Here is a 23,555-nt window from a genome sequence, read left to right as displayed (position 1 = left end):
CGCAACATACTTGAGGGTTTTTAAGCCGCGTGGATAAATAAGTGTTATCAGCAGCTTGCCGCATGTGCGACCGAATGCGCACCTGCAAGCGTCTCAAAAATCTTTCATTTTCGTGAACTGCGACGATTCCCGGGGTGGATTTTCCGCTGTTAGCGCCTAAACGGGCTTTGCCTCTTTTGCGGGCTTCGGGCTGAGGACGTCGAGCGGGCTGGGCACCCGGACCCGCAGACCGGGGTCATGCGGCGCCTGCACGCGCTTGGAGGCCTCGACCATCAGCACCCCCGCGGGCAGCGGCAGGCCAAAGCGCTGGCCCGAACTTTCCCAGAGCCGCCCGGTCTTCATCCAGAACCGCCGTGGCGACGGCGGCTGGTACAGCGCCGAGGCATGTTTTTCCGGCATGAAGCCATGGCTGCGCAACTGGGTCTCGAGCTGGCTCTGCGTGTAGGGCCGGCCATAACCGAAAGGCGTGGCATCGCTGCGCGACCAGAGCCCGGCGCGGTTGGGCACGACAAAGAGGATCTTGCCCCCCGGCCCCAGCACCCGATGGCATTCCTCGAGCAGCACCGAGGGCCGCTCCGAGGTTTCCAGCCCGTGCATCACCACCAGCTTGTCGATCCGCCCGGTCTCGACCGGCCAGGAGGTTTCTTCGGTCAGCACCGAGACATTGGGCATCCCGGCCGGCCAGCGCATCACCCCCTGCGGCCCCGGCATCAGCGCCATGACCCGGCGCGCCTCGGCCAGATAGGGCCGCAGCAGCGGCACGGCAAATCCAAAGCCCGCCACCGTCTGGCCCTTGGCCTCGGGCCAGAGCCGCAGCATCCGGGTACTCACCGCCCGCTGCGCCGCACGGCCAAGCGCGCTGCGGTAATAGAAATTCCTCAGGTCCTGTACATCCAGGTGCATTGCGATCCGCGTCGGCTTGGGTCAGACTTGAGGGCCACTCTAGCAACGGAGCCGCGAATTGCCATGCCCCTTGAGCTTGTGACCATCCCCTGTCTGTCGGACAATTACGCCTATCTCGTGCACGACGACAAAAGCGGCGAAACGGCGGTGTTCGACGTGCCCGAAGCCGGGCCGATCCTGGAGACGCTGGAGGCGCGCGGCTGGCGCCTCAGCCATGTCTTCCTGACCCACCACCACCCCGACCACGTGCAGGGCACCGCCGATCTTCTGGCCAAGGCGCCGGCCCGGGTGATCGGCGCCGCCGCCGATGCCCACCGCCTGCCCTCGCTCGACCAGCAGGTCGGCCAGGGCGATGTGGTGCCGCTTGGCGGCGAAAGCGTCGAGGTGATCGAGGTGCCGGGTCATACCACCGGCCATGTCGCCTATCACCTGCCGACCTCGGCCATCCTGGTGACGATGGACAGCCTGATGCACCTGGGCTGTGGCCGGCTGTTCGAGGGCACCGCGGCGCAGATGTTCGACAGCCTGGGCCGGATGGCCGTCCTGCCGCCGGAAACAATCGTCTGTTCGGGCCATGAATACGCCGAAACCAACGTCCGCTTTGCCCTGACCATTGAACCGGAGAATTCCCGCCTTATCTCTCGCAGAGACGAGATTGCGGCGGCGCGCGCAGCGGGGCGCGCCACTGTCCCCACAACCCTTGCACTCGAGCTGGACACCAACCCGTTCCTGCGCTGCCATATCCCGGCGGTTCAGGCCTCGGTCGGTCTGGCAGACGGTGATCCCCTGGCCGTTTTTGCCGAGGTACGCAAGCGTCGCGACAGCTTTTCCTAGCCCTCGCCGCGCTGCCGCATATCACGGCGCTGTGCACACAGTGTTTGGAAATGTGAGCGGGTTCGCAAAGAAAAAACTTGAAGCGGGCCTGAGATCGACCAAACTTTAACCTTATGAGGCCACGGTTGGCTTGGCGTCTTTCGCCGCCGACACAGATTAGAAGGAGCACGAATAAAGTGCCTTCATTCTCAAATACGCTTGAACAGGCGATCCACGCGGCCCTGGCCCTGGCCAACAGCCGCTCGCATGAATTCGCAACGCTGGAGCATCTGCTTCTGGCGCTGATCGACGAACCCGACGCGACGCGGGTGATGAAAGCCTGCTCGGTCGACACCGAGGAGCTGCGCACCAAGCTGGTGGAATATGTCGACACCGACCTGTCGAACCTGGTGACCGACATCGAAGGATCCGAGGCGGTTCCGACGGCGGCCTTCCAGCGGGTGATCCAGCGCGCCGCGATCCATGTCCAGAGCTCGGGCCGCACCGAGGTGACCGGCGCCAACGTGCTGGTGGCGATCTTTGCGGAACGCGAGTCCAACGCCGCCTATTTCCTGCAAGAGCAGGACATGACGCGCTATGACGCGGTGAATTTCATCGCCCATGGTGTCGCCAAGGATCCCGCCTATGGCGAGGCCCGGCCGGTGACCGGCGCCCAGGACATGGACGACGACCAGCAAACCACCGACAGCACCCCCGAGGCCGACCAGAAGGAAAGCGCGCTTGGCAAATACTGCGTCGACCTGAACGAAAAGGCCCGCCTTGGCGATGTCGATCCGCTGATCGGCCGCGAGAGCGAGGTCGAGCGCTGCATCCAGGTGCTCTGCCGCCGGCGCAAGAACAACCCGCTTCTGGTGGGCGATCCGGGCGTCGGCAAGACCGCCATCGCGGAAGGTCTGGCGCGCAAGATCGAGGCCGGCGAAACCCCCGAGGTGCTTGCCGGCACCACGATCTATTCGCTCGACATGGGCGCGCTCCTGGCCGGCACCCGCTATCGCGGCGATTTCGAGGAACGGCTCAAGGCGGTGGTCAACGAGCTTGAGGAACATCCCAACGCGGTGCTCTTCATCGACGAAATCCACACCGTGATCGGCGCCGGCGCCACCTCTGGCGGGGCGATGGATGCCTCCAACCTGCTGAAGCCCGCGCTTCAAGGCGGCAAGCTGCGCACCATGGGCTCGACCACCTACAAGGAGTTCCGCCAGCACTTCGAGAAGGACCGCGCGCTGGCCCGCCGGTTCCAGAAGATCGACGTGGTGGAACCTTCGGTCGAGGATTCGGTCAAGATCCTCAAGGGGTTGAAACCCTATTTCGAGGACCACCACCACATCAAGTACACCGCTGACGCAATCAAGACCGCGGTGGAGCTCTCGGCGCGCTACATCACCGACCGGAAACTGCCCGACAAGGCCATCGACGTAATCGATGAGGCCGGCGCGGCGCAGCATCTGATCGTCGAGAGCCGCCGTCGCAAGACCATCGGTACCAAGGAGATCGAGGATGTCGTGGCCAAGATCGCGCGCATCCCGCCGAAAAACGTCTCCAAGGACGATGCCGAGGTGCTCAAGGATCTGGAAACCAGCCTGAAGCGCGTGGTCTTTGGTCAGGATGATGCCATCGTGGCGCTCTCTTCGGCGATCAAGCTGGCCCGCGCCGGCCTGCGCGAACCGGAGAAGCCGATCGGCAACTACCTGTTTGCCGGCCCCACCGGCGTCGGCAAGACCGAGGTGGCCAAACAGCTCGCCGATACGCTGGGCGTCGAACTGCTGCGTTTCGACATGTCGGAATACATGGAGAAACATGCGGTCTCGCGTCTGATCGGCGCGCCTCCGGGCTATGTCGGCTTTGACCAGGGCGGCCAGTTGACCGATGGCGTCGATCAGCACCCGCATTGCGTGCTGCTGCTGGACGAGATGGAAAAGGCGCACCCGGATGTCTACAACATCCTGCTCCAGGTGATGGACCACGGCACATTGACCGACCACAACGGCCGGACAGTGGATTTCCGCAACGTGATCCTGATCATGACCTCGAATGCCGGCGCTTCTGAACAGGCCAAGGCCGCCATCGGCTTTGGCCGCGACCGGCGCGAGGGCGAGGACACGGCGGCGATCGAACGCACCTTCACGCCCGAGTTCCGCAACCGGCTGGACGCTGTCATCAGCTTCAAGCCGCTGCCGAAATCGGTCATCGCCCAGGTGGTCGAGAAGTTCGTGTTGCAGCTCGAGGCGCAGTTGATGGACCGCAATGTCACCATCGAGCTGACCAAGCCGGCGGCCGAATGGCTGGGTGAGAAAGGCTATGACGACAAGATGGGTGCCCGCCCGCTGGCCCGCGTCATCCAGGAACACATCAAGAAGCCGCTGGCCGAAGAGCTTCTGTTCGGCAAGCTGGCCAAGGGCGGCGTCGTCCGCGTGGCGATCAAGGACGGCAAGATCGACCTGCAAATGAGCGGGCCGGACAATCCGCGCCTCGCCGGGAAAAAACCGCCGCTTTTGACGGCGGAATGATCCGCAGGCTCTGCGCCTGCCTTCTGGGCTCGGCCTCCCTCGCGGCGGCTGAGCCCTTTTCTTTGGACTTCCCGGTGGACTGCACCCTGGGCGAGACCTGCTACATCCAGCAATATGTCGATCACGATCCCGGCCCCGGCGCGCGGGATTTCACCTGTCAGGGGATGAGTTACGACGGCCACAAGGGCACCGACATCGCCCTGCCCACGCTTGCGGCCATGGCCCAGGGCGTGCGCGTGCGCGCCGCCGCGCCGGGCGTGGTGCGCGCACGCCGCGACGGGGTGGCCGACCGGCTGCACGACGGCCGTGATCTGGCGGGCAAGGACTGCGGCAACGGGGTTGCCATCCGGCATGCCGATGGCTGGGAAACCCAATATTGCCACATGCGCCAGGGCACCATCGCGGTCACCGAGGGCCAAGAGATCGCGGCCGGCACGGTGCTGGGCGAGATCGGGCTCAGCGGCCGCACCCAGTTTCCGCATCTGCACATGACCCTGCGCCGGAACGGCACGGTGATCGATCCCTTTGCACCCGAGAACGCCGACAGTTGCGGCAGCGGCGCCACGCTCTGGCAGGATCCGCCCGCCTATCGCCCCGGCGGCCTCCTGTCGCTCGGCTTTGCGGCGCAGGTGCCCGATCTGGCGGCGGTGACCGAGGGCAGCGCCGACGACACACCGCCACGCCGCGACACCGCGCTGGTGGGCTATGGCCATGCCTTCGGGGCGCGCGCCGGCGATGTCCTGCGGATCGTCATCGACGGGCCCGAAGGCCGGGTGATCGCCCATGACGCGCCAATCGAGAAGCCGCAGGCGACGCTGTTTCGCGCCGCCGGTCGCAAGGCGCAGGCCGGCGGCTGGCCGGCCGGCGACTACCGGCTGACGGTGACGCTGCGGCGCGGCGCGGACCCGCTGGAAACCCGCGCCACCACGCTCACCCTGCGTTAACCGACCCGGAGGCCTTCGAGCATTTCCAGTTCGACCCGCGGAAACCCGAGGGCTCCGAAGTCGCGCGGATGCGTCAGGAAGGGAAAGAGCGACATGAAAAGCCGCTGCGCATTCTCGCCCATGCGTCCCACGGCGCCGCTGCCGGGGTGATAGCTCTCGACCTCGAGCCCCCCGGCCTGGACCGCCGCATGCCGGTCGAGCATCAGGTGATAGATCTTGACCGCACTCGGCGGCGTCACCTTGAAGACGCTCACCCCGTCGATGAAATCCTGCACCGGCGTCAGCACATGGCCCTCGCCGGTGGCGGCGCGGAACTGCGGCGGGTTGTGCAGGATCGCGGCACCCGGCCCCAGCACGACGTCGCTGCCGGGCCGGCCGACGCCAAAGGCCTCGGCGGTGACGCGGATCAACCCATCAAGCATGCTGCCCGGCAGCGCCTGATCGGGCATGATCGCCGCCGAACCGATCCAGCGCACCCGCTGCGGCCCCTGGGAAGACTGCACCATGTCGCCGGGCAGCAGATCCTCGATCGCCACCGGCCCGTTCGGCGTGGCCAGCACGGTGCCGCGGGCAAAACCCGACACCGCGCGCTCGAAGACTTCGGTCTGCGGCACGGCAAAGCTCTGTTCCTGGATGGAGAAATCGGCGTTGAGCGCGGCCACTTCCATGCGCCGCATCATCGGCAGGTCGCGTCGGGGCCGGTCTCCGGCGCGGGCAAAGCGTTGGACCGCCGTAACCGGCATGCGCTCTGTGGCGGAGAGGCGCCGCTGATGCGGCAAAAGGGGACTCGTCATGATATGCTCCCAGAGTGTGGGTCACATCCGCGCCGGCCCCCACCGACAACGACAGACGGACTGATTGCGTCTAGTCAACGAGATCAAAGAAGCAGAATTCCGTTGATCCGTCAAAATCTTGCATCGATTGGGCGGCCCTGGCAGGCCAATCCCGGCGAATGCGGCTGGATTGTCGTGGCTGCGAAAACCGGCCTGCCACAATTCTGCACGCTGGCGAATCGGAGCGGACATCAGCCAAAAGCCGCGCCCTCGGCAAGGGGCACGGCTTGTCACGTGGGGGACTTGGCGTGGCTATCAGGCGCTCTTGCGCAGCGGGGCCGCTTGCTTGCGGCGCGCGATCGCTGCGGCGCGGCGGGTGCCGCGGGCAAAGGGCAGCTCGGCCTTGGACTGTTGCGCACGCTGAACGGCGGATTGGATAAACCGGGTTTTCATATTGCATTCCTCGATCTGATCCGCGGCAGAAAGAGCCGCGCTGTCCCCGACAGTATGCACGCGGTTTTCGGCAGGCGTGCGGCAGGACGAATGATTTCTGGTTAATTCCGCCCGGCCGCAGGCTGGAAAAACGGCGGTGCGTCAATCTGCATTTTATTAAATTTTTTCAAAAACTTAACCGGACACTCCGCATCCCGCGCCCGGGCAATGTGGCAAGGACAAGGCAGCCCCCTGCCCCGCCCGTGCCGCAATCACAGTCGGATCGCCGAAATCAGCCGGCCGTAATCGGCCTCGCCGGCATGCACCGAGCGGCGGTAGGAATAGAACCGGTCGGCATCGCCATAGGTGCAGCGGCGCAACCATTCGGCCTCGCCCACCCCGGCCATGCGCAGCCGATAAAGGCCGAACCCCGGCAGATCGAACAGATAGCGGTCGCCCTTGCCCTGGCCGAAAAAGCGTGCGCTTTGCGGGTCTTCGGCCATGAAATCCTCGACGAACTCGGGCCCGACCTCATAGGCGCTTTGCGAGATCGTGGGCCCGATCACCGCATGCACGTCCTCGCGCGCGGCGCCCAGGGCCTCCATCGCGTCCAGCGTCGCCTCGAGCACGCCGTCGAGCGCACCGCGCCAGCCGGCATGGGCGGCGCCGATCACGCCGGCCCGGACATCGGCAAACAGCACCGGCTGGCAATCCGCGCTCAGCACGCCCAGCGCCAGGCCCGGCGTCGCCGTCACCATCGCATCGGCGCGCGGCGGCGTGTCAAACGGCGTCTCGACCGGCACGGCGGTGGCGGAATGCACCTGATGCACTGTCACCAGGCTTTGCGCCGCCAGTCCGAGGCTGGCGGCGACCCGGCTGCGATTGATCGCCACGATCTCGGATTGATCCGAGGAGCCCTGGCCGCAGTTCAGCCCGTGAAACACACCCGAAGAGGCGCCACCGCGGCGGGTAAAGAACCCGTGCCTGACCGGGGCCAAAAGATCGGATGTGAGGATTTCCAGCGTCATAGGTCCAATCCGGGTATCGGCGGGGCGCCTTCGGGCAGCAGCCCCAGAATTTTGAAGAGCGTCCCCATTTCCTCGGGGTGCGTCAACCGGCGATGTGCGGCAACATGGCTCTCGAGCGCGGCACCTTGCAGGGCACCGGCCAATTGCTGCGCGCGCGGCGTGATGCCCAGCCGTTCGAGAAACACCCCCTGCGGGGTCAGGCGGGTATGGGCACAGCCGGCGGCGGCGGCGATGGCCTCGAAATCCACATGGGTGGTGAGATCGGCCTCGCCCGGGCTGGCCAGCGGATCGACGCGCCGGTGCGCCTTCAGCGCCTGCAAGGTATCACCCAGCGACCGCCAATCGCCGTAATCCACGATCAGCGCCGCACCGCCGTGATCGGCGATCCGCTGGCCGATGGCCTGCGCGATCACCGGCAGACCCGGCGCCAGCTCGACGACATCGCCCTCGCCGGTATCTGCCAGCCGATGGGCCAGCGCCGGAACCGCCGTCGGTTCGGTCCGCCCCAGCACCAGCGCGCCGTCGCGGGCGCCGACCCGATGCTCGCACCAGCCCGCACCTTGGCGTTCGAACTGCCGCACCGGCAGCGCGTCGAAGAATTCGTTCGCGACCAGCCAGAGCGGTGCCTGCGGTAGCGCATCGACATGGTCGGCCCAGGCCACCGCATGGCCTTGCAACGCCGCCTTCTGCCGGTCGCGCAGCAGCGGCGATGCCTCGACCAGCATGACCTGCGCGGCCTCGAGAAAGCCCGGCACGCGGCGTCCAGCCCGCAGGATATCCGCCATCAACGTGCCCCGCCCCGGCCCCAGCTCGGCCAGGGCGAACGCCGGCCGCCCCTGATCGATCCAGGCCTGCGCCAGCGCCAGGCCGATGAGTTCGCCGAACATCTGGCTGATCTCGGGCGCGGTGGTGAAATCGCCCGCCGCCCCCAGCGGATCGCGCGCGGTATAGACCCCGTGATCGGGGTGCATTAGGCAGGTGGCCATGTAATCGGCCAGTGAAATCGGCCCCTCGGCCGCGATGCGCTCCAGAAGGATCGGCGCAAGTGCACTCATGCCGGGCGTTTCCGCAGCACCAACCAGAGCCCCACGACGATCATCGGCAGCGACAGAAGCTGCCCCATGGTCAGCCCCCAGCCGCCGACGTGCCAGGCCAGCCCCAGCGGGTTGCCCGGGCTGACGAATTGTTCATCCGGCTGGCGAAAGAATTCGACAAAGAAACGCGCCGCGCCGTAACCGGCAAAGAACATCGCGGCAATCCGCCCCGGCGTCTTGAGCCAGCCGCGCGCCAGCGCCAGCCAGAGCAGCAGCACGCCAAGCAGCACGCCCTCGAGCCCGGCTTCATAAAGCTGGCTCGGGTGCCGGCCGCACAGTTCGCCCGCCGGCTGGCCGCAATTCTGCGCCGCCGTGCCGGGGAAGGCCACCGCCCAGGGCAGATCGGTCGGACGGCCCCAAAGCTCGGCGTTCACGAAATTCGCCAACCGGCCGAAGAGCAGCCCCGGCCAGGTGCCCAGCGCCATCATGTCGGCCATCGGCAGGCGTTCGACATTGTTGCGGGCGCTCCAGATCCAGGCCGCGAGGATGACCCCGAGAAGCCCGCCATGAAAGGACATGCCGCCCTGCCAGATCATCAGGATCTCGCCCGGATTGGCGAGGTAGTAGCCCGGCTGATAGAACAGCACAAAGCCCAGCCGCCCGCCCAGGATGATGCCGAGGATGATCCAGGTCATCAGGTCCTCGAGCTGCGCCGGCGTCATCGGCGGGCTGTCGTTGCGCCACAGCGTCGGGCGTTTCAGCAGCCGCACTGCCAGCACCCAGCCAAGCACGATCCCGGCGATATAGGCCAGCGCATACCAGCGCAGAGCAAAGCTCATGCCAAAGAGATCGACCGAGAAGATCTCGGGGCTGAGCGGGGGGAATGGGATGACCGATGACATGACGCTCCTTTGCCTTTCGCTTTTGCCAAGGTCAACCTTGTCGCCCGCCTCCGGGGCCGCCATATAGTAACCAAATGTAACGGAGAGACCCCATGCAGAGCCGGAACAAGGTATTCGACGACCTGTCGCAACTGATGACTAACGCAATGGGCGTGGCTCAGGGCGCCAGGACCGAGGCGGAAACCGCGATGAAATCGATGATGGACCGCTGGCTGGCGGATCGCGATTTTGTGACCCGCGAAGAGTTCGATGCGGTGCGCGGCATGGCCCAGAAGGCCCGCGAGGAAAACGAGCTGCTCAAGGCGCGGCTCGACAAGCTCGAGCGCAAGGACGGCTGACGACGTCCTGTCAGACAATCGGAGTGCGGAGGCCGGGCCAATTGCCCGGCCTTTTTCTTTGCAACCGGCGCGCTAGCTTTCGAACAGAGCCGGCTGTCTGTTTGCATCACGGCTGCACAACAAATAGGCTCTGCGGCGCAGCGCAGGGCCACTTGGCCCGTGCTGGCCGAAGGCGCCAACCAGGTTCCCGGTGATCCAAGACAAACACCGCGCAACACGGAGGGAAGAAAATGTTCAAGAAAATCATGGTGCCCGTCGACCTGACGCACCGCGAAAAGCTGACGCATTCGCTTCAATGTGCGGCCGATCTCGCCAAGCTCTACGAGGCCAGCCTGGTTTATGTCGGGGTAACCTCCGGCGTACCGTCCTCGGTGGCGCACAACCCGGCGGAATACCAAGAAAAACTCGCCGACTTTGCCAAAGACAAGGCGGCATCGCTTGGAATCTCTTCCGAGGCACACACAAAAATGGCGCATGACCCGGCGACCGAGATCGACGACGCGCTGCTCGAGGCCGCCGAAGAGATCGGCGCCGACCTCATCGTGATGCAAAGCCATGTGCCCGGACTGATGGAATACGTCTGGCCTTCGAACGGCGGCAAGGTCGCCGAACACGCGAAATGCTCGGTCCTGCTGGTGCGCGGCTGATCCGCTCAGCCCGGCCCCGGCCCGGAACCGACACTACAAGGGGACTGTCCAATGACAGACATAAACACCGATCAGGGTATCCCCGCGCCAGAGGGCGCGGCGGATATCATCGAAACCGATTACGAGATCGGGCAGGACAATATCGAGACCAAAATGGGCCCGATCGGCCTCGATATCCACAATCCTGTCTTTCTGATCTCGGGCCTCTCCATCGTCGCCTTTGTGGCCTACGCCCTGGTGGCGCCGGGTCAGGCCGGTGAATTCTTTGGCTGGCTGCGCCCGGCGCTGACCTCCAACTTCGACTGGTTCTTCCTCTGGTCGGCCAATATCTTCGTGCTCTTCTGCCTGTTCCTGATCGTCTCGCCCTGGGGCTCGGTGCGGCTCGGCGGCCGGGACGCCACGCCCGACTATGGCTATCCGGGATGGTTCGCCATGCTCTTTGCCGCCGGCATGGGCATCGGCCTTATGTTCTTTGGCGTGCTCGAGCCGGTCTATTACTTCGGCACCCCTTGGGGCGACGAGCCGCTGGGCGTGGTGCGGCCCTTTACCGAGGACGGCGCCCTGATCGAGGAAAACGTCGCCGAAGCGCGCCGCATGGCCCTGGCCGCCACCTCCTATCACTGGGCACTGCACCCCTGGGCAATCTATGCCGTGGTGGCGCTGGCCCTGGCGCTCTTTACCTACAACAAGGGCCTGCCGCTCACCATCCGCTCGGCCTTCTACCCGATCTTTGGCGAACGGGTCTGGGGCTGGACCGGCCATATCATCGACACCCTGGCCGTCTTTGCCACGCTCTTCGGCCTCGCCACCTCGCTGGGCTTTGGCGCGCAGCAGGCGAACGCCGGGCTGGAATATGTCTACGGCCTGCCCAACAGCATCACCGTGCAGGTGATCCTGATCATCGCGATCACCGCGGTGGCGCTGATCTCGGTGCTGCGCGGGCTTGACGGCGGCGTCAAGGTGCTCTCCGAGATCAACATGGTGATTGCCCTGCTGCTGCTGGTCTTTGTGCTTGTCGCAGCCGGCGCCGGCACCATCCTGTCGGAATTCGGCCGTGGCATCCTCGCCTATTTCCAGGAGGTCATTCCGCTGTCCAACCCGCATGGCCGTGAAGACACCGGCTACATGCAGGGCTGGACCGCCTTCTACTGGGCCTGGTGGATTTCCTGGTCCCCCTTCGTCGGCATGTTCATCGCCCGGGTCAGCCGTGGCCGCACGGTGCGCGAATTCGTCACCTGTGTGCTGATCATCCCGTCTTTCGTCTGCCTTCTGTGGATGGCGGTGTTCGGCGGCGCGGCCATCGAACAGGTCATCGCCGACCCCGCGGGCAGCGCCGTCAAGGCGCAGGTGATCGACAGCTACAACCCGCCCCTGTCGCTGTTTGCGATGCTCGAAGGCCTGCCCTTTGCCGCCATCACCTCGACCATCGGCATCATTCTGGTGATCGTCTTCTTCGTCACCTCGTCCGACAGCGGCTCGCTGGTGATCGATACGATCACCGCCGGCGGCAAGGTCGATGCGCCGATGCCGCAACGGGTGTTCTGGTGCACCTTCGAAGGGCTGGTGGCGATTGCGCTGCTGATCGGCGGCGGGCTCGGCGCGCTTCAGGCGATGGTGATCTCGACCGGGTTGCCCTTCACGGTGATCCTGCTGCTGATCTGCGTGGCCATCATCAAGGGCCTGAGAGCCGAACCGCGCGGCTGATCGTTGCCTGTTGCAGGCCCCGGCGTGACCGGGGCCGATGCGCCCCCGCAGGAACCTGCGGGGGCGTTCTTGTTTCCGGGTCGAAATCCGCGACACACCGCGCAGGCCGGGGTTATCAACACCGACAGGTCAGTCTGTGCATTCTTTTAGTACCCAATGGCATTCCATCCACAACTTATTGCGGGTGTCACCGAAATATCGCTTTACTTGAGACAGGCCTCCCGTCACCATATCAAGTAGGGGCAGCGGAAAAGCCCACCGCCCCTAGAGCAGGCACCTAGCGCTTGGGGCGCTGCCACCCCCTCGCGCTACCAAAACAAAGAGGTGGCGCATGGCACTTTCCGAGCAATACCTGGAGGACGATCTCCACCCGATCGACATCGTCGAACATATCGCCGACCACAACGATTGGGATTTCGACCGCATCCACGATGACCAGATCGCCATGGCGGTTGAAGGCCAGTGGCGGACCTATTCCATCACCCTGGCCTGGTCGGCCTATGACGAGACGCTGCGGCTGATTTGCAGCTTCGAGATGGAGCCGCCCAAGGACAAGACCCCGCAGCTTTGCGAGGCGATCAACGCGATCAACGACCAATGCTGGGCCGGCGCCTTCACCTGGTGGGGCGAGAACCAGCTGATGGTCTATCGCTACGGCTTGGTACTGGCCGGCGGACAGGTCGCCAGCCCGGAACAGATCGACACGATGATCAGCGCCGCGGTGATGAGCGCCGAGCGCTATTACCCTGCCCTGCAACTGGTGGTCTGGGGTGATCGCAGCCCGAAAGAGGCGCTTCAGGTTGCCATTGCAGAGGCCTACGGCCGCGCGTAACACTCGCCCCCGAATGCAAGGACAGGAGGGGGCAATGACCTCAGAGGATCTGGCCGAACGCGGCCTGGTGTTGTTGGGCTGCGGCAAGATGGGATCGGCGATGCTGCAAGGGTGGCTGACCGATGGCCTGCCCGCCACGTCGGTGCATGTGATCGATCCCTATGCGTCCGACTGGTTGCAGGCCCAGGGCGTCCATATCAACGCCGAGCTGCCCGCCGCACCCGCCATCGTGCTGATCGCCGTCAAGCCGCAGATGATGGGCGACGCCCTGCCCGCGATCAAGGCCATGGCCACCGGCAAGACGCTGTTTGTCTCGGTCGCCGCAGGCGTCACCCTGGCGACCTATGAAGAGATGCTGGGCGCCGACAATCCGATCATCCGCGCCATGCCCAACACCCCTGCCGCCGTCGGTCGCGGCATCACCGCGCTGATCGGCAACCGCAAGGTCTCCGAAGCGCAGATGGTCCTGGCCGAAAGCCTGTTGCAGGCGGTGGGTCAGACCGTGCGGCTCGACGACGAAGGCCAGATGGACGCGGTGACCGGCGTCTCCGGCTCCGGTCCGGCCTATGTCTTTCACCTGATCGAGACTCTGGCCGCCGCCGGCGAGGCCCAGGGCCTGCCGGCCGAGCTGGCGATGAAACTGGCGCGCGCCACGGTCGGCGGTGCCGGCGTGCTGGCCGAAGCGGCCGAGGAAAGCCCGGCACAGCTGCGCAAGAACGTGACCTCGCCCAATGGTACCACCCAGGCCGCGCTCGAGGTGCTGATGGACGCAGAGACCGGTTTTCCGCCCTTGCTCGCGCGCGCCGTCGCGGCAGCAACCACCCGTTCGAAGGAGTTGAGCGATGGCTGAAATCAGTTTCGACGATTTCCTCAAGGTCGACATCCGCGCCGGCACCGTGCTGCGCGCCGAACCCTTTCCCGAGGCGCGCAAGCCGGCGTTCAAGCTCTGGATCGATTTCGGCCCCGAGATCGGCGAAAAGAAGACCTCGGCGCAGATCACCGATCATTACGCGCCGGACGCCCTCGTCGGGCGGCAGGTCATGGCGGTGGTCAACTTCCCGCCGCGCCAGATCGGGCCTTTCATGTCCGAGGTGCTGACCCTCGGTCTCAGCGACGACACCGGCGGCATCATCCTGCTCGCCCCCGACCAACCGGTCGCCAACGGCCAGCGGATGCACTGAGCTCAGAGGCGCCACCGCCCCGGCCTTGGCGCCGGGGCCTCACGGCGGCGGCCCGGAAGGCGGATGAGGGATGAGGCCCCGGATCAGGTCCGGGGCGGGAAGCAGCGTAGGGCGGCGTCTCAGCGCGCCTTGACCACCTGCAACAGCGGCATCACGTCCGACATGTCCGGCCCGCGCTCCATGCCGGTCAGCGCCTTGCGGAGCGGCATGAAGAGCCCCCGGCCCTTGCGCCCGGTGGCGGCTTTCACCGCGCCGGTCCAGTCGCCCCAGGTCTCGCCGTCGAACGGGCCCTCGGGCAGCAGCGCCATGGCCTCGGCCACAAAGGCCGCGTCTTCCTCGGCGATCACCGGCTCGGCGCCGTCGCGGAACATCTCCCACCAGGCTTTCAGCTCGCCCTTGGTCGAGATATTCTCCCGCGTCACCGTCCAGAAGCGCTCGGCCAGGGCATCGGGCACGCCCAGCGCCCGGATGTCTTCGGCGACATCGGCATAGGCCAGCGTCTGAAGGAACCGGCCGGTCAGCGGATAGAGGTCCTGCTCGTCGAACTTGGTCGGCGCCGAGCCGAATTTCGACAGGTCGAAGCCCTCGATCAGCTCGGCCATCTCGGTGCGAAGCTCCACCGGGTCGGAGGAGCCCAGCCGCGCCATCAGCGACAGCAGCGCCATCGGCTCCACCCCGCGCGCGCGCAGGTCACGCAGGCTCAGCGTGCCGAGACGTTTCGACAGCGCCTCGCCCTGCGGCCCGGTCAGAAGCGAATGGTGGGCGAACTCCGGCGGCGTGCCGCCCAGCGCCTCGATGATCTGGATCTGCGTCGCGGTATTGGTCACATGGTCCGAACCGCGCACCACATGGGTCACCCCCATCTCGGTGTCATCCACCACCGACGCCAGGGTATAGAGCATCTGCCCGTCCTGCCGGATCAGCACCGGGTCCGAGACCGAGGCGGCATCGATCGAGATCGGCCCGAGAATGCCGTCGGTCCATTCGATCCGTTCCTGATCGAGCTTGAAGCGCCAGACCCCCTGGCCGCGCTCTTCCCTCAGCCGGTCCCTGTCGGTCTCCGACAGCGCCAGCGCCGCGCGGTCATAGACCGGCGGCTTGCCCATGTTGAGCTGTTTCTTGCGCTTGAGGTCGAGTTCGGTGGGCGTCTCGAACGCCTCGTAGAACCGGCCTTTCTGGCGCAGCGTCTCGGCGGCGGCCTCGTAGCGGTCAAGCCGTTCGGATTGCCGTTCCACCCGGTCCCAGGTCAGGCCCAGCCATTCCAGATCCTGCTTGATGGCGTCGACATATTCCTCTTTCGAGCGCTCGGGATCGGTGTCGTCGATGCGCAGGATGAAGGTGCCGCCAGCCTTGCGCGCGATCAGCCAGTTGAACAGCGCGGTGCGCAGGTTGCCGATGTGGATATAGCCGGTGGGCGACGGGGCGAAACGGGTGGTGGTCATGGGGGTCTCCTGTTGGCTGAGCCTTTCCCATGATCCGCCGCGCTTGTCCAGCTTTCCCGCCCGCGCCACACCGCCCCCGGGAGGAACAGGTCAGCCGCGCAGCCATCCCGCCTCAGGTTGTCTCAGCTCGGCTCCACCGGCCAATGCCCCTGTAGATCCCGCAGCCCGGCGCCGATCAGTTCGCCCAGGACCGCCAAGTCGATATCCGCCAGCTTGTTGACATAGAGGCAGGAAACCCCGGTCCTGTGCTTGCCCAGCCGCGCCAGGATGTCGCCGAAATCGGCATAACCCGGCATGATGTAGATCGACAGGGCGGTCTTGCGCGGGGCAAAGCCGGTGGCCAGGAAATCGCCCGCGCGGCCGCTGTCGTAGACATAGTGGTAGCGGCCATAGCCGATGATGCTCGCGCCCCACATCTGCGGCTGAAAACCGGTCACCTCGCGAAACAGCGCATCCAGCGCCCGGGCATCGGCGCGCCGGCGCTCCGGGTGCACCTCTGCCAGAAATTCGCGCACCGAGGCGCCGGTCGGTTGCGTCTTGTTCTCGGCCTTGGCCATTCCGCCTCCCTCCCCGTCACGAAGCCGTGAGCGACGGAATAAGTTTTGCACAACGTGTTACATCTGTCCGCATATTACAGGGAGATATTGCATGACACCGAAACTGACCCGACGCGGCCTGCTGGCTTCGGCCGCCGCGACCCCTCTGGCCGGGCTTGCCGCCACAGGTGCCCGGGCGCAGACCGCGCAGCAGGGCATCAACACGGTTGATTTCCGCCGCGTGAAGCTGGGCGATTTCGAGGTGACGACGCTGCTTGCAGGCACCCGCGCCGTCCCCGATCCGCAGACCATCTTTGGCCTCAACGCCAGCGAAGAGGAGTTTGCCGCCGCCTCCGAGGCCGCCCATATCCCCACAGATCAGGCGCAGTTCTTCTTTACGCCGACGCTGGTCAACACCGGCAGCGAACTGGTGCTCTTCGACACCGGGCTGAACCCCGCCGGCATCACCGCCGCGCTCGAGGCCGCCGGACATGCGCCCGGGGACGTCGACGTGGTTGTCATCACCCACATGCATGGCGACCACATCGGCGGGCTGGCCGATGACAGCGGCGCCGCCACCTTTGGCAATGCGCGTTACGTCACCGGCGCCACCGAATTCGACCATTGGTCGAATGCCGGCAACGAGGGCTTCGAGGCCAAGGTGCGGCCGCTGGCCGAGCGGATGGAGATGATCTCGGGCGGCGACAGCGTGGCCTCCGGCATCGAGGCGATCGAGGCCTTCGGCCATACCCCCGGGCATATGGTCTATCGTCTGGAAAGCGGCGGGCAGAACCTGATCGTCGCCGCCGATTTCGCCAACCACTACGTCTGGTCGCTGGCCTATCCCGACTGGGAAGTGCGTTTCGACATGGACAAATCCGCCGCCGCCGCGTCCCGCAAGGAGCTGCTCGGGATGATGGCCGCCGACAAGCTGCCCTTCATCGGCTACCACATGCCCTTCCCGGCCATCGGCTATGTCGACATGCGCGACAGCGGCTATCACTACACGCCGATGAGCTATCAGCTGATGCTCTGAGCCTGCCTTGCGACGTCATGGGCCGGCCTGACGAAAGGCCGGCCTGCATTGCCCTGGGCCCGCCTAGCGAAAGGCCGGCCCGTGCGCCCAGATGGTCAGCGACTGCCGCGCGCCGCGGGTCACCGGCGTCACCCGGTGCAGCAGGAAGGCGGGAAAAAGCGTCGCTGTCCCGCAGGCCCGGTTGGCCGCCACCACATTGGCCGATGGCATCACCTCGAGCGTGCCGCCATCGTAGACCTCGGCCCCGGCCAGTTGCACCACCATGGTCAGCTTGCGCCGCGCCGCGACCGGGCCGTCGCCGATATCCGCATGCCAGTCGAAATGGCCTTCGCGCTCGGCGCCATAGCGCGCCACCTGCGCGCTTTCGGCGAAATCCTGGAGATCGAAGCCAAAGACATCGCGGTTGGCGCTGCGCACCACATCGATGATGCGGTCCATCACCCATTCGGCGCCCGCCACCTCATCGAGCCAGACCAAATCGGCGCGCCGCAGATTGTGATCGCGGGTCTGCCCCACGAGCCGCGCATCGCGCGCGTCGGCCGAAGCCGCGAGGGCCACGATTTCATTGCATTCGGCGGGCGAAAAGGCGCCCGCCACCTGATGGACTGCGATCATGTCGGCCTTCCGTTTGCGGATCAGCGCTCGCCTTGCCCGGAATTTTCCCGGCCTGCGCCGCAAATTGCGACGCGTCGGGCGGAAAACGACAGAAATTTGCCCGCCAAGGGCTGGAAAACGCCGCCGGAGAATGAGACTGTGAGCGCTAACTGCGGCATGCCGCGCGCCCTTCGGAACCGAGATGCAGACCAATATCCTCACCATCACCCTCAACCCCGCCGTCGATTTCGCCACCTCGGCGCCGCGGGTCTATCCCGAGCACAAGCTGCGCTGCACCGACCCCAGCATCGATCCCGGCGGCGGCGGCATCAACGTCGCCCGCGCGGTGCAGATGCTGGGTGGCCATGCCACCGCGCTGATCGCCATTGGCGGCGCCACCGGCGCGCAGCTCCTGCAATTGCTGGCGCTCGAGGGCGTGCCGACCGTGGCCTTTCAGGGCCCGGGCGAGACACGGCTGAGCTTTTCGGTCACCGACCAAGCGGACAACCAGCAATACCGCTTTGTCCTGCCCGGCGACCCCTGGGGCGAGGAAGACGTCGCGCGGGGTCTTCGCAGCATCGACCAGGCGGCGGCGGACAATACGCTGGTGGTGCTGTCGGGCTCGCAGCCGCCCGGCGTGGCCAAGGAATTCCCCTCGATCCTCGCCGCCCATATCAAGGGCCGCAATGCGCAGATCATCGTCGACACCTCGGGCCCGGCGCTGTTTCAGCTCGCCCGCGAACCGCATGAGACGATCTTTGCCCTGCGCATGGACGGGCCGGAGGCTGAGGAACTGGCCGGCCGTTCGCTGCCGACCCGAGAAGACAGCGCCGAATTCGCCCGCACCCTGGTCGAGCGCGGCGTGGCCAAGAACGTCATCGTGGCGCGCGGCGCCGATGGCTCGGTGTTGTCCAGCGCCGACGGCGCCTGGCACGCGGTGGGCCCCAGGATCGAGGTGGTGAGCAAGGTCGGCGCCGGCGACAGCTTTGTCGGCGCCTTCGCGCTGGCGCTGGCGCGGGGCGAACCGGTGGCCGATTGCCTCAAGGTCGGCGTCGTGGCGGCCGGGGCGGCCTGCACGACGCTGGGCACGCGGCTCTGTGAAAAGGCCACCGTCGACGCGCTTTTGCCGGACGCGGTGCTGACCCGGCTGTGAGCCCTGACGCAGAAACCTTTGAGCGGCTAGCGGCAGAGGCGCTCGACGCCCTGCCGGCGCCTTTCGACAGGGCGGCGCAGGCGGTCATCGTGCAGGTCGTCGACTGGCCCCCCGACGAGATGCTGCGCGCCATGGGCATGCACGACCCGCTCGAGCTGACCGGGCTCTACGAGGGCATCCCGCTCACCGAGAAGTCGAGCTTCGACCAGCCGCTGACACCCGACATGATCTGGCTGTTCCGCGAACCGATCCTCGCCGAATGGCGTGACCGGGGCAACGAGGAGCTTGGCGATCTGGTGCGTCACGTTCTGGTGCACGAACTGGCACATCATTTCGGCTGGTCAGACGACGATATCGCCTTAATTGACAGATGGTGGGAGTGAGCGGCACTTCCGAAAGATCGTGAGGTGAAGGATGACGCGCGTGCTGGTTTTTATGATGTTTCTGCTGCTGCCGGTCGTGGCGCAGGCCCAGGAGCGGATGCTGGTGATCGGCGATTCCATCCTCGCCTGGAACCGGCTCAACGGCAATTCCATCCCGCAGATCCTCGACCGGATGCCGCAGTATCAGGTGACCAGCCGCGCCTTTCCGGGGGCGGCCTTTTCGCATTCCGGCAACCTGCGCAGCATGCTCCAGCGCGAGATCCGGGCGCAATTGCCACGCGGCCAATGGGATGTGATCCTGCTCAATGGCGGGGCCAATGATCTGGCGCGGGAATGCGACTGCAACAGATGCGCCACGACGCTCGACCGCATGGTCAGCGCCGACGGGGCGCGCGGCGAGGTGCCGGCCTTTCTCGACCGGCTGCGGTCGCGGGCACAGCGCGTGGTGTGGATGGATTATTACCCCGGATCGGTGCGCGGCGGGCCGTTTGCCGCCTGTACCGACGAACTGGCGGAATATCAGACGCGGCTGTCTCGCGCCGCCGGGCGCCGGCCCTGGGTGACCTTTGTCGACGCCGGCGATGTCTATGACCCGCGCGATCTGTCGCTGTATTCGCGTGATCTGGTGCATCCGACACCCAGAGGCGGCGCGCGCATCGCCGGGCTGATCGCCCGGGCGCTGGCTCGCTGAGGCCGCGCCCGAGCGGGATTACGACGGGTCGCGCCAGCCGTTGACCACCGGATAGCGCCGATCGAGCCAGAAGGCACGTTTGCTCAGCCGCGTGCCCGGCGCCGCCTGGAACCGCTTGTATTCACTGATATAGAGCAGGTGCTCCACCTTCTTGGCCGTGGCCCGGTCAAACCCCGCCGCGACGCAATCCTCGATCGAACCGTCCTGATCGACAAGGATCGTCAGCAGCGCGTCGAGCTCGGGGTAATCGGGCAGCGAATCGCTGTCCTTCTGGTCCGCGCGCAGCTCGGCCGAGGGCGGCTTGTCGATGATCGACACCGGGATGACCGCGGCCCCGGGCCCCTTCATCCAGTCGCGGTGGTTGGCGTTGCGCCAGCGGCATTGCTCGAACACCCGGGTCTTGTAGAGATCCTTGATCGGGTTGTAGCCGCCCGCCATGTCGCCATAGATCGTGGCATAGCCCACCGCGACCTCGGATTTGTTGCCGGTCGTCAGCAGCATCTCGCCGAACTTGTTCGAAAGGGCCATCAGCAGCAGCCCGCGCAGCCGCGACTGGATGTTTTCCTCGGTCAGCCCCGCTTCCGTGCCTTCGAAGAGCGGCGCCAGCGTGTTGGTGATCGCCGTCCGCCCCTCGGTGATCGGCACGAAATCGTAGCGGCAGCCCAGCCGTTCGGCCAGCGCCTTGGCATCGTCGAGCGAGGCCTGCGAGGTATATTCCGACGGCAGCATCACGCAGCGCACGTTCTCCGGCCCCAGGGCATCCGCCGCGATGGTCGCCACCAGCGCCGAGTCGATGCCGCCCGACAGCCCCAGCAGCACCTTCTTGAAGCCGGTCTTGCGCAGATAGTCGCGCAGCGCCAGCACCATGCAATAGTAATCCTGCTCCCATTCGCCCGGATGCTGCGCCACCTCGGCCGGCACGATGCGCCAGCCGTCCGCCCCACGCGCAAGATCGACATGTGCCAGACCGGCCTCGAATACCGGCATCTGAAACGCAATCTCGCCATGCGGGTTGATCCCGAAGGTGCCACCGTCGAAGACCTGATCGTCCTGCCCGCCGACACAGTTGAGATAGATCAGCGGCAGCCCGGTCTCGACCACCCGGCCCACCGCATGGCTCAGCCGCACATCGAATTTGCCGCGGTAATAGGGCGAGCCATTGGGCACCAGCAGAAACTCGGCACCGGTCTCGGCATGGGTCTCGGCCACATCCGGATACCAGGCGTCCTCGCAGATCGGGCTGCCGATGCGGATCGGCCCCAGCGCATAAGGCCCGCCCATGGGCCCGGTGTCAAAGATCCGCTTTTCGTCGAACACCGTCTCGTTGGGCAGATGATGCTTGAGCTGGGTGGCGACGATCTCGCCGCCCTTGCAAATCAGATAGGCGTTGAAGAGCTCAGCGCCCTCGACCCAGGGCGCGCCCATGGCGATGGCCGGCCCATCGGCGCAATCCCGCGCCAGCGCCCTCACGGCCTCGATGGCGGCGGTGTGAAAGGCCGGCTTCATCACCAGATCCTGCGCATTGTAGCCGGTGATGAACATCTCGGGGAAGGCCACCAGATCGGCGCCCGCGGATTTGCCCGCCGCCCAGGCATCGCGCGCCAGCGCGGCATTGCCGGCGATATCGCCCACGGTCGGGTTGAGCTGTGCCAGCGTGATGCGGAATGTGTCGGCCATGTCCTGCCCCTTCGGTGTCATGCCTTCCCTTACCAGATCGACCGGCAGGGAAAAGACCTGCTACCGCCGGACCCCAGCAAAACCGCCCGCAGCGCTCTGCCACCGGCGCGAACGCGCAAACTTCGGGCGCCGCTGCGGTGGCGGCCCGCTGGCACGTCGGCCACCACTTCGTGAACAAACCCGTCAGATCAACCGCCTGCGATCAAAAGGCATTGTCTGCACTGGCCTGCTCCATTACCGTCCTCGGAAAGGACAGACCGGGGGCAAGTGGGGCCACATGAAGCAATCCATCCGCATCGCAGGCGTGACACTGGCACTTCTGGCCGCCTTGCCGGCCCTGTCACAGGATGGCGAGGTGCTGACCAAGCAATATGACGACGGCGGCGTCTACGAAGGCACCTTCCGCGACGGGCTTCAGCATGGCGAAGGCAGCTACCGGCTGCCCAACGGCTATGAATACCGAGGCGAATGGGTGGCGGGCGAGATCAAGGGCAAAGGCGTGGCGCGCTTTCCCAACGGGTCGATCTATGAAGGTGAGTTTGCCAAGGGCAAGCCGCATGGGGTGGGCAAGATCACCTTTACCGACGGCGGCACCTATGAAGGCACATGGGCCGATGGCGAGATCACCGGCCAGGGCGTGGCGATCTATGCCAATGGCGTGCGCTACGAGGGCAGTTTCCGCAACGCCATGCACCACGGGCGCGGCGTGATGACCAGCCCCGGCGGCTATGTCTACGACGGCGACTGGGTCAATGGCGTCAAGGAAGGCAATGCCACAATCTCCTATCCCGACGGCTCGACCTACGAGGGCCGGGTCTCGGACGGGCAGCGCGACGGCCAGGGCAAACTGGTGATGATCGACGGGCTGATCTACGAGGGGCTCTGGCGCGAAGGCCAGATCTCGGGCGAAGGCAAGCTGATCCAGCCCAACGGCGATATCTACGAAGGCGAGCTGGTGGCCGGCCGCCGCGAGGGCCAGGGCCGGGTGACCTATGCCAATGGCGACGTCTACGAAGGCAGCTTCCGCGACGACCAGCGCAACGGCAAGGGCGTGTTCACCGGTGAGGACGGCTATCGCTACGAAGGCGACTGGCAGGACGGCAAGATCCAGGGCGTGGGCACCGTGACCTATCCCGACGGCTCGATCTATGTCGGCCAGTTCCGCAACGATCTGGCGCATGGCCAGGGCAATATCACCTATCCCGACGGTTCCACCTACGAGGGCCAGTGGGTCGATGGCGTGATCGAGGGCGAGGGCCGGGCCACCTATCCCAACGGCCTGGTCTATGAAGGCGGCTTCCAGAACGCGCGCAACCATGGCTACGGCGTGATGACCTATGCCGACGGCTACCGCTACGAAGGCGAATGGGAACGCGGCCGGCGGCATGGCAAGGGCACCGCAACCTATCCCGACGGCACGGTCTATATCGGCCAGTTCGAAGACGGCCAGCGCCACGGTGAAGGCGAGATCTCGATGCCCGACGGCTTCAAATACATCGGCGACTGGAAGAACGGCGAGATCTCCGGCGAGGGCGTGGCGACCTATGCCAATGGCGATGTCTACGAGGGCACCTTCGTGGCCGGCAAGCGCCAGGGCGAGGGCACCATGCGGTATGCCGCCGGTCAGGAGGCCAGCGGCGAATGGAAGAACGGCGCCTTGATGCAGGCGGACGAGCCGGAGCCTGCGGCAGAAGAGAGCGCCGAGGACACACCGGACGCGCCCACCGCAGAGTGATCCGCTGCGCCTCCGGGGCCGTCTGCTCGAACTCCGGAGCGCCGCCAATTCCCGCGGTCGCGCCGATCAACGGCACGCGTGAGCGCATTTTGTCCGTCCTCGGCGGGCAAAATAGGCCGCCCGGCCCGCCAAACCCGGCAAAAAGACACTTTTCATTCGGAAACACCCGCGTATAGTCGCCTCATGTTGACCCGAGGCCATATCCCGACCCTGTCCCGCGCCCCCGGCGCGGCGCTGTCGCGCGGCCTG

At 65.9% G+C, this 23,555-nt stretch carries 24 protein-coding genes; 14 read left to right on the top strand and 10 right to left on the bottom strand.

Annotation, left to right across the window (positions count from 1 at the left end; genetic code table 11):
• Positions 1–156 precede the first annotated feature (156 nt).
• Positions 157–903 (bottom strand): methyltransferase domain-containing protein, encoded by a 747-nt coding sequence (locus BMW90_RS00825; RefSeq protein ID WP_048529818.1) that lies wholly within the window; start codon positions 901–903, stop codon positions 157–159.
• Between the two features lie 63 nt (positions 904–966).
• Here BMW90_RS00825 and gloB point away from each other — a divergent pair, with 63 nt between their 5' ends.
• From gloB to BMW90_RS00810, 3 genes are all read left to right on the top strand, one after another.
• Positions 967–1,737, top strand: coding sequence for a hydroxyacylglutathione hydrolase (gene gloB, locus BMW90_RS00820; RefSeq protein ID WP_048529816.1), 771 nt, complete (start codon positions 967–969; stop codon positions 1,735–1,737).
• Between the two features lie 176 nt (positions 1,738–1,913).
• Complete coding sequence (clpA, locus tag BMW90_RS00815; RefSeq protein ID WP_048529814.1) at positions 1,914–4,244, top strand: ATP-dependent Clp protease ATP-binding subunit ClpA; 2,331 nt, start codon at positions 1,914–1,916, stop codon at positions 4,242–4,244.
• On the top strand, positions 4,241–5,188 hold the full coding sequence (locus BMW90_RS00810) for a M23 family metallopeptidase (protein ID WP_074834333.1): 948 nt from the start codon (positions 4,241–4,243) through the stop codon (positions 5,186–5,188). Before clpA ends, BMW90_RS00810 begins: the two co-directional genes overlap by 4 nt.
• On the opposite strand, the gene BMW90_RS00805 is transcribed toward BMW90_RS00810, so the two are convergent.
• The 5 genes from BMW90_RS00805 to lgt form a co-directional block, all read right to left on the bottom strand.
• Positions 5,185–5,982, bottom strand: a complete 798-nt coding sequence (locus tag BMW90_RS00805; RefSeq protein ID WP_083415902.1) for a Hint domain-containing protein — start codon at positions 5,980–5,982, stop codon at positions 5,185–5,187. The two genes, BMW90_RS00810 and BMW90_RS00805, sit on opposite strands and share 4 nt — an antisense overlap.
• 294 nt (positions 5,983–6,276) lie before the next feature.
• A complete protein-coding gene (locus BMW90_RS26565; RefSeq protein WP_158499006.1) occupies positions 6,277–6,414 on the bottom strand; it encodes a hypothetical protein in 138 nt (45 codons plus the stop codon).
• A gap of 251 nt (positions 6,415–6,665) precedes the next feature.
• Positions 6,666–7,421, bottom strand: a complete 756-nt coding sequence (gene pgeF / locus BMW90_RS00800) for a peptidoglycan editing factor PgeF (protein WP_074834331.1) — start codon at positions 7,419–7,421, stop codon at positions 6,666–6,668.
• The gene (locus BMW90_RS00795; RefSeq protein ID WP_074834329.1) at positions 7,418–8,476 is read right to left on the bottom strand and encodes a class I SAM-dependent methyltransferase; all 1,059 of its coding nucleotides are present in this window, start codon (positions 8,474–8,476) and stop codon (positions 7,418–7,420) included. The genes pgeF and BMW90_RS00795 overlap by 4 nt, the downstream gene beginning before the upstream one ends.
• The gene (gene lgt / locus BMW90_RS00790) at positions 8,473–9,357 is read right to left on the bottom strand and encodes a prolipoprotein diacylglyceryl transferase (RefSeq protein ID WP_074834328.1); all 885 of its coding nucleotides are present in this window, start codon (positions 9,355–9,357) and stop codon (positions 8,473–8,475) included. The genes BMW90_RS00795 and lgt overlap by 4 nt, the downstream gene beginning before the upstream one ends.
• 92 nt (positions 9,358–9,449) lie before the next feature.
• Between lgt and BMW90_RS00785 the strand changes: the two genes are divergently transcribed.
• From BMW90_RS00785 to BMW90_RS00760, 6 genes are all read left to right on the top strand, one after another.
• Complete coding sequence (locus BMW90_RS00785; protein ID WP_048529805.1) at positions 9,450–9,695, top strand: accessory factor UbiK family protein; 246 nt, start codon at positions 9,450–9,452, stop codon at positions 9,693–9,695.
• 230 nt (positions 9,696–9,925) lie between these two features.
• Positions 9,926–10,342 (top strand): universal stress protein, encoded by a 417-nt coding sequence (locus BMW90_RS00780; RefSeq protein ID WP_074834326.1) that lies wholly within the window; start codon positions 9,926–9,928, stop codon positions 10,340–10,342.
• A 51-nt stretch (positions 10,343–10,393) separates the two neighbouring features.
• On the top strand, positions 10,394–12,046 hold the full coding sequence (locus BMW90_RS00775; protein WP_048529802.1) for a BCCT family transporter: 1,653 nt from the start codon (positions 10,394–10,396) through the stop codon (positions 12,044–12,046).
• Positions 12,047–12,377: 331 nt separating this feature from the next.
• A complete protein-coding gene (locus tag BMW90_RS00770) occupies positions 12,378–12,878 on the top strand; it encodes a type III secretion system chaperone family protein (RefSeq protein WP_074834323.1) in 501 nt (166 codons plus the stop codon).
• 34 nt (positions 12,879–12,912) lie between these two features.
• Positions 12,913–13,728, top strand: a complete 816-nt coding sequence (proC, locus tag BMW90_RS00765; protein WP_074834322.1) for a pyrroline-5-carboxylate reductase — start codon at positions 12,913–12,915, stop codon at positions 13,726–13,728.
• Positions 13,721–14,059: a tRNA-binding protein gene (locus BMW90_RS00760; protein ID WP_048529799.1), complete on the top strand. Its 339-nt coding sequence runs from the start codon at positions 13,721–13,723 to the stop codon at positions 14,057–14,059. Before proC ends, BMW90_RS00760 begins: the two co-directional genes overlap by 8 nt.
• Before the next feature lie 119 nt (positions 14,060–14,178).
• On the opposite strand, the gene gltX is transcribed toward BMW90_RS00760, so the two are convergent.
• A complete protein-coding gene (gltX, locus tag BMW90_RS00755) occupies positions 14,179–15,501 on the bottom strand; it encodes a glutamate--tRNA ligase (RefSeq protein WP_074834321.1) in 1,323 nt (440 codons plus the stop codon).
• Positions 15,502–15,623: 122 nt separating this feature from the next.
• The gene (locus tag BMW90_RS00750; RefSeq protein WP_074834319.1) at positions 15,624–16,058 is read right to left on the bottom strand and encodes a DUF1801 domain-containing protein; all 435 of its coding nucleotides are present in this window, start codon (positions 16,056–16,058) and stop codon (positions 15,624–15,626) included.
• 91 nt (positions 16,059–16,149) lie between these two features.
• Here BMW90_RS00750 and BMW90_RS00745 point away from each other — a divergent pair, with 91 nt between their 5' ends.
• Positions 16,150–17,073, top strand: coding sequence for an MBL fold metallo-hydrolase (locus BMW90_RS00745; protein ID WP_074834317.1), 924 nt, complete (start codon positions 16,150–16,152; stop codon positions 17,071–17,073).
• 63 nt (positions 17,074–17,136) lie between these two features.
• Here BMW90_RS00745 and BMW90_RS00740 read toward each other — a convergent pair whose 3' ends face one another.
• Positions 17,137–17,688 (bottom strand): 2OG-Fe(II) oxygenase, encoded by a 552-nt coding sequence (locus BMW90_RS00740; protein WP_074834316.1) that lies wholly within the window; start codon positions 17,686–17,688, stop codon positions 17,137–17,139.
• Between the two features lie 181 nt (positions 17,689–17,869).
• On the opposite strand from BMW90_RS00740, the gene BMW90_RS00735 reads away from it, so the two are divergent.
• From BMW90_RS00735 to BMW90_RS00725, 3 genes are read left to right on the top strand one after another with little or no spacing between them, the layout of a single operon-like run.
• The gene (locus BMW90_RS00735; protein WP_048529790.1) at positions 17,870–18,820 is read left to right on the top strand and encodes a 1-phosphofructokinase family hexose kinase; all 951 of its coding nucleotides are present in this window, start codon (positions 17,870–17,872) and stop codon (positions 18,818–18,820) included.
• Positions 18,817–19,203 carry a metallopeptidase family protein gene (locus BMW90_RS00730; RefSeq protein WP_074834314.1) on the top strand — a complete coding sequence of 129 codons (387 nt, stop codon included), beginning with the start codon at positions 18,817–18,819 and terminating at the stop codon, positions 19,201–19,203. The genes BMW90_RS00735 and BMW90_RS00730 overlap by 4 nt, the downstream gene beginning before the upstream one ends.
• A gap of 40 nt (positions 19,204–19,243) precedes the next feature.
• On the top strand, positions 19,244–19,894 hold the full coding sequence (locus tag BMW90_RS00725; protein ID WP_170850483.1) for an SGNH/GDSL hydrolase family protein: 651 nt from the start codon (positions 19,244–19,246) through the stop codon (positions 19,892–19,894).
• 18 nt (positions 19,895–19,912) lie between these two features.
• Here the strand turns inward: BMW90_RS00725 and BMW90_RS00720 are convergent, their stop codons facing one another.
• Entirely contained in the window at positions 19,913–21,571 is a 1,659-nt protein-coding gene (locus BMW90_RS00720) for an NAD+ synthase (RefSeq protein WP_074834311.1), read from the bottom strand.
• A gap of 277 nt (positions 21,572–21,848) precedes the next feature.
• Here BMW90_RS00720 and BMW90_RS00715 point away from each other — a divergent pair, with 277 nt between their 5' ends.
• Positions 21,849–23,306, top strand: coding sequence for an MORN repeat-containing protein (locus BMW90_RS00715; protein WP_074834309.1), 1,458 nt, complete (start codon positions 21,849–21,851; stop codon positions 23,304–23,306).
• Positions 23,307–23,555: the final 249 nt, after the last annotated feature.

This window comes from Marinovum algicola, assembly GCF_900109145.1.
Classification (GTDB): Bacteria; Pseudomonadota; Alphaproteobacteria; order Rhodobacterales; family Rhodobacteraceae; genus Marinovum; species Marinovum algicola.
The sequence above is the reverse complement of the archived record's forward strand: the minus strand, read 5'-3'. Positions and strand labels throughout refer to the sequence as shown.

What these genes read in the sequence shown, in the direction of transcription:
- BMW90_RS00825 (WP_048529818.1), bottom strand. Translation starts at nt 903, where the DNA reads ATGCACCTGGATGTACAGGACCTGAGGAATTTCTATTACCGCAGCGCG.
- gloB (WP_048529816.1), top strand. Translation starts at nt 967, where the DNA reads ATGCCCCTTGAGCTTGTGACCATCCCCTGTCTGTCGGACAATTACGCC.
- BMW90_RS00810 (WP_074834333.1), top strand. Translation starts at nt 4,241, where the DNA reads ATGATCCGCAGGCTCTGCGCCTGCCTTCTGGGCTCGGCCTCCCTCGCG.
- BMW90_RS00805 (WP_083415902.1), bottom strand. Translation starts at nt 5,982, where the DNA reads ATGACGAGTCCCCTTTTGCCGCATCAGCGGCGCCTCTCCGCCACAGAG.
- BMW90_RS26565 (WP_158499006.1), bottom strand. Translation starts at nt 6,414, where the DNA reads ATGAAAACCCGGTTTATCCAATCCGCCGTTCAGCGTGCGCAACAGTCC.
- pgeF (WP_074834331.1), bottom strand. Translation starts at nt 7,421, where the DNA reads ATGACGCTGGAAATCCTCACATCCGATCTTTTGGCCCCGGTCAGGCAC.
- BMW90_RS00795 (WP_074834329.1), bottom strand. Translation starts at nt 8,476, where the DNA reads ATGAGTGCACTTGCGCCGATCCTTCTGGAGCGCATCGCGGCCGAGGGG.
- lgt (WP_074834328.1), bottom strand. Translation starts at nt 9,357, where the DNA reads ATGTCATCGGTCATCCCATTCCCCCCGCTCAGCCCCGAGATCTTCTCG.
- BMW90_RS00785 (WP_048529805.1), top strand. Translation starts at nt 9,450, where the DNA reads ATGCAGAGCCGGAACAAGGTATTCGACGACCTGTCGCAACTGATGACT.
- BMW90_RS00780 (WP_074834326.1), top strand. Translation starts at nt 9,926, where the DNA reads ATGTTCAAGAAAATCATGGTGCCCGTCGACCTGACGCACCGCGAAAAG.
- BMW90_RS00775 (WP_048529802.1), top strand. Translation starts at nt 10,394, where the DNA reads ATGACAGACATAAACACCGATCAGGGTATCCCCGCGCCAGAGGGCGCG.
- BMW90_RS00770 (WP_074834323.1), top strand. Translation starts at nt 12,378, where the DNA reads ATGGCACTTTCCGAGCAATACCTGGAGGACGATCTCCACCCGATCGAC.
- proC (WP_074834322.1), top strand. Translation starts at nt 12,913, where the DNA reads ATGACCTCAGAGGATCTGGCCGAACGCGGCCTGGTGTTGTTGGGCTGC.
- BMW90_RS00760 (WP_048529799.1), top strand. Translation starts at nt 13,721, where the DNA reads ATGGCTGAAATCAGTTTCGACGATTTCCTCAAGGTCGACATCCGCGCC.
- gltX (WP_074834321.1), bottom strand. Translation starts at nt 15,501, where the DNA reads ATGACCACCACCCGTTTCGCCCCGTCGCCCACCGGCTATATCCACATC.
- BMW90_RS00750 (WP_074834319.1), bottom strand. Translation starts at nt 16,058, where the DNA reads ATGGCCAAGGCCGAGAACAAGACGCAACCGACCGGCGCCTCGGTGCGC.
- BMW90_RS00745 (WP_074834317.1), top strand. Translation starts at nt 16,150, where the DNA reads ATGACACCGAAACTGACCCGACGCGGCCTGCTGGCTTCGGCCGCCGCG.
- BMW90_RS00740 (WP_074834316.1), bottom strand. Translation starts at nt 17,688, where the DNA reads ATGATCGCAGTCCATCAGGTGGCGGGCGCCTTTTCGCCCGCCGAATGC.
- BMW90_RS00735 (WP_048529790.1), top strand. Translation starts at nt 17,870, where the DNA reads ATGCAGACCAATATCCTCACCATCACCCTCAACCCCGCCGTCGATTTC.
- BMW90_RS00720 (WP_074834311.1), bottom strand. Translation starts at nt 21,571, where the DNA reads ATGGCCGACACATTCCGCATCACGCTGGCACAGCTCAACCCGACCGTG.
- BMW90_RS00715 (WP_074834309.1), top strand. Translation starts at nt 21,849, where the DNA reads ATGAAGCAATCCATCCGCATCGCAGGCGTGACACTGGCACTTCTGGCC.